The organism is Pseudoxanthomonas taiwanensis, assembly GCF_010093135.1.
GTDB lineage: Bacteria > Pseudomonadota > Gammaproteobacteria > Xanthomonadales > Xanthomonadaceae > Pseudoxanthomonas > Pseudoxanthomonas taiwanensis.
This window is the reverse complement of the sequence record NZ_PDWK01000121.1, coordinates 1-3,564: the sequence shown is the minus strand read 5'-3', so window position 1 is coordinate 3,564 and position 3,564 is coordinate 1. Positions and strand designations below refer to the sequence as shown.

Below are 3,564 nucleotides of genomic sequence, written 5' to 3'. Positions count from 1 at the left end.
GACCATGGAGGAGATCGTGGCCTCGGTGCAGCGGGTGACGGACATCATGGGCGAGATCTCGGCGGCCTCGCAGGAGCAGGCGGCGGGGATCGAGCAGGTGAACCAGACCATCGTGCAGATGGACGAGGCCACGCAGCAGAACGCGGCGCTGGTGGAGGAGGCCTCGGCCGCGGCCCGGGCCATGGAGGAACAGGCCGCCAGCCTCGCACAGGCCATCGCCCTGTTCCGCACCGGCGAGCATGACCTGCCGACCGGCCCTGCCCCGGGCGGCCTGATCCAGGCGGCGACGGCCCCGCCCGCCGGGCCGTCAATTTTCCGGCCACGCGGCCGTTAACGGGGGTAACCGTATGTACCCGCTTCCCGATGACTGCCGCGCACGAACCAACCGTGGTGCCCAAGGGGCTGGAGGGCGATGACCGCTACCGCCTGCGTGATCCGCGCGAGGTCGTGCGTGTCCTCCAGGCCCTGGTGGACGCGCGTGCGCTGATCACGGCGCAGCTGCTGCCCGGCGGCCTGTCCTGCCCCACCGCCCTGCTCGAGGTGGATCCGGCGGCCGGGACCGTGCTGCTGGACGGCAACCGCCAGGAGGCGGTCAACGCGCGCATGGCCGCGGCCCGGCAGGTGGTCTGCGCCGCCCAGCTGGACGGGGTGCGGGTGGAGTTCCGCCTGCAGGGGCTGCGCCGCGCCGCCGGCGGCGGCGCCGTGGCCTTCACCGCGCCGCTGCCCGGGTGGGTGCTGCGCCTGCAGCGGCGCGAGATGTACCGGCTGCCGCTGCTGCCCGGCCCCACCGTGACCCTGGCCGTTCCGGAGGACCCGGAGGACGAGGATCCGGTCCGGTTCCGGGTGCTGGACATCAGCGGCGGCGGCCTGGCCCTGCGGGTCGAGGAGGTGGACGCATGGCGCTTCCGGCCCGGCGCCGCGCTGGAGGGCTGCACCCTGCACCTGCCGGAGGAAGCCATCCCGGAGCTGCGTGTGGAGGTCCGGCACCTGTCGCGCCTGGACCCGCCGCTGGCCGGGGCCACCCTGCGCGCCGGGTGCCGCTTCCTGGACCTGCCCGGCCCGGTGGAAAAGCGCCTGTTGCGCTTCATCTTCCAGGTCGAACGCCAGCGCAACGCCCGCGAGCGCGGCGTGGCCTGAGCCCTAAAGTTGCCGCCCCGCCGGCCGATCCCCAGAGGACCCGAACCGCGCGCCAAGGCGCGGTCTTGCCTGCAGGAGCGCAACATGAGCAGCACCCCCGTCCCGACCCCGGGCGAATTCCTCACCTTCACCCTGGGTGACGAGCACTACGGCGTCGACATCCTCAAGGTCCAGGAGATCCGCGGCTACGACGCCGTCACCCGCGTGCCGGACGCCCCCGAGTACATCAAGGGTGTGATCAACCTGCGCGGCACCATCGTGCCGGTGATCGACCTTCGCCTGAAGCTGCGCCTGAAGGAGGCGCGCTACGACAGCTTCACCGTGATGATCGTCCTCAATGTCGAGGACCGCGTGGTCGGCATCGTGGTGGACAGCGTGTCCGACGTGGTGCCGCTGTCGGCCGAGCAGATCCGTCCCACCCCGGAGTTCGGCGCTACGGTGGACACCCGCTTCATCTCCGGCATCGGCACCCTCGACGAGCGGATGCTGATCCTGCTGGACATCGAGACCCTCCTGGACAGTGCCGAGCTTGGCGAGCCGCACGCCGAGGCGGCCGCCGCCTAAAGTCCTGGCCTGCCGTGCCGATAGGGGGCGATGGCTTCGTGCCTTCCCCCATTACCTGCAACCGGAGTACCCGATGAAGTCCAACCGCAAGCTCCTGTTCCTTGCCGTCGCTGCCCTGGCCGCCGCGCCGTTCGCCTCGCTGGCCCAGGAGGCCATCCCGGCCGAGCAGGCCATCCGCTTCGTGGGCAAGGAGGGCATGGTGTGCGGCAAGGTGGAGAAGACCCGCTATGCCCAGAACACCGAGGGCGAGCCCACCTTCCTGTACATGGGCGGGACCTTCCCCCGTCATACCTTCTCGGCCCGCATCCCCGGCGACCAGCGTGACAAGTTCCGCCCGGCCCCGGAGGAGCTGGAAGGCCGCGACGTCTGCGTGATCGGCCTGATCAAGCGCGACGCCAGCCGCGCCGAGATCGCGGTGACTTCGCCGGCCAACATCAAGCTGGCCACCATCAAGTGACCGCCGGCCCGGGCGCCGCGCGCGCCCGGGCTTTCCGTACCAGCGAAGTCAGGGGGACTGACGCTAGATGAACTCGCTCAAGAGACTCAAGCTCGCGCCGAAGCTGCTGCTGGCCTTCGGTGTGGTGCTCGTACTGATGATCGCCCAGGCCGTGGGCGCCTATTTCGGCCTGTCCAAGCTGGAGCGGGCCACCAACCGCCTGGCCGACGAGATCGTCGCCAAGGTGGCCACCGCCGCGGAGCTGCGTGCCCTGGTCGGCGAGTTCCGCACGAACTCCTACCGCGGCCTGATCCGCGCCAGCGACGCGGTCAAGCAGGAAGCCCGCCAGCGGGCCGAGCAGCTGGCCGCGGACATCGAGCGGACCAGCGCCGACTACGGCAAGCTGGTGGCCACCGACGAGGAACGCCAGCTGCACGAGAAGTTTGTGACGGCCTGGGCCAACGCCAAGGCCTCGTACGACTCGGTCAACGAGATGCTGGACCTGGACCTGCCGGACGACGCGGTCGACACCTTCCTGGGCGAGACCACCGACCTGCACAACCGGGCCACCGCCGCGGTCACCGCGCTGATCCAGGAGGCCGATCGCCAGGCCGGCGCCGCCACCGAGGAGGCCAAGGGCGCCTACGCGGCGTCCAACTGGACCACGATCGTCATGATCCTGTTCGGCGTGGCCGGCGGCATCGGCATCGCCCTGTACTTCGCCCGCGAACTGGTGGCCGCCATGCGCGACGCGGTGGGCGTGGCCAACGACGTGGCCGCCGGCAAGCTGGACAGCCGCATCGACACCTCGCGCCAGGACGAGATCGGCGACCTGATGAAGGCGCTGCAGCGCATGCAGCACGACCTGCGCGAGCGCACCGAGCGCGACCAGCAGGCCGCGGCCGAGAACCTGCGCATCCGCACCGCGCTGGAGGCCTCCTCGACCGGCCTGATGATCACCGGTCCGGATTACCGCATCGCCTACCGCAATCCGGCGCTGACCGCGATGCTGGAGCGCCACGCCGACCAGGTCTCGGCCGCCCTGCCCAACCTGGACATGGACGCTTCCCTGGTGGGCCAGCCGGTGGACGTGCTGGAGATCGGCGGCAAGGTCGCCCCGGAATTCCTGGCGCGCCTGGAGCGCGACGGCCATGCCGTGCGCGAGGTCCGCTACGGCGAGGCCTGCTTCGAGCAGAGCATCTCCACCATCCGCGACGCCGAGGGCAACTACGTCGGCACCGTGTACGAGTGGCGCGACCGCACCCTCGAGATCGCGGTCGAGCAGGAGGTGGCGCGCGTGGTCGAGGCCGCGGCCGCCGGTGACCTGTCCGGCCGCATCGACACCAGCGACAAGCAGGGCTTCCTGCTGCAGCTGGCGGTGCAGCTGAACAGCCTGCTGGACGCCAACGCGATCAGTCTGGCGGAAG

General features: G+C 70.8%; 4 protein-coding genes and 1 pseudogene. All 5 read left to right on the top strand.

The window, feature by feature from the left end; all coding sequences use genetic code 11:
- A pseudogene (locus tag CR938_RS14005) lies at window positions 1–334 on the top strand (methyl-accepting chemotaxis protein); the annotation flags it as partial.
- Between the two features lie 29 nt (window positions 335–363).
- Window positions 364–1,137: a flagellar brake protein gene (locus CR938_RS14000; protein WP_162125576.1), complete on the top strand. Its 774-nt coding sequence runs from the start codon at window positions 364–366 to the stop codon at window positions 1,135–1,137.
- An 84-nt stretch (window positions 1,138–1,221) separates the two neighbouring features.
- On the top strand, window positions 1,222–1,701 hold the full coding sequence (locus CR938_RS13995; RefSeq protein ID WP_162125575.1) for a chemotaxis protein CheW: 480 nt from the start codon (window positions 1,222–1,224) through the stop codon (window positions 1,699–1,701).
- Between the two features lie 73 nt (window positions 1,702–1,774).
- On the top strand, window positions 1,775–2,158 hold the full coding sequence (locus CR938_RS13990) for a hypothetical protein (protein WP_162125574.1): 384 nt from the start codon (window positions 1,775–1,777) through the stop codon (window positions 2,156–2,158).
- A gap of 67 nt (window positions 2,159–2,225) precedes the next feature.
- Window positions 2,226–3,564 (top strand): MCP four helix bundle domain-containing protein (locus CR938_RS13985; protein ID WP_162125573.1); only part of this gene is annotated, 1,339 nt, incomplete at its 3' end.

Bases quoted from the DNA above. Each gene is read 5' to 3' on its own strand.
- CR938_RS14000 (WP_162125576.1), top strand. From the start codon at position 364: ATGACTGCCGCGCACGAACCAACCGTGGTGCCCAAGGGGCTGGAGGGC.
- CR938_RS13995 (WP_162125575.1), top strand. From the start codon at position 1,222: ATGAGCAGCACCCCCGTCCCGACCCCGGGCGAATTCCTCACCTTCACC.
- CR938_RS13990 (WP_162125574.1), top strand. From the start codon at position 1,775: ATGAAGTCCAACCGCAAGCTCCTGTTCCTTGCCGTCGCTGCCCTGGCC.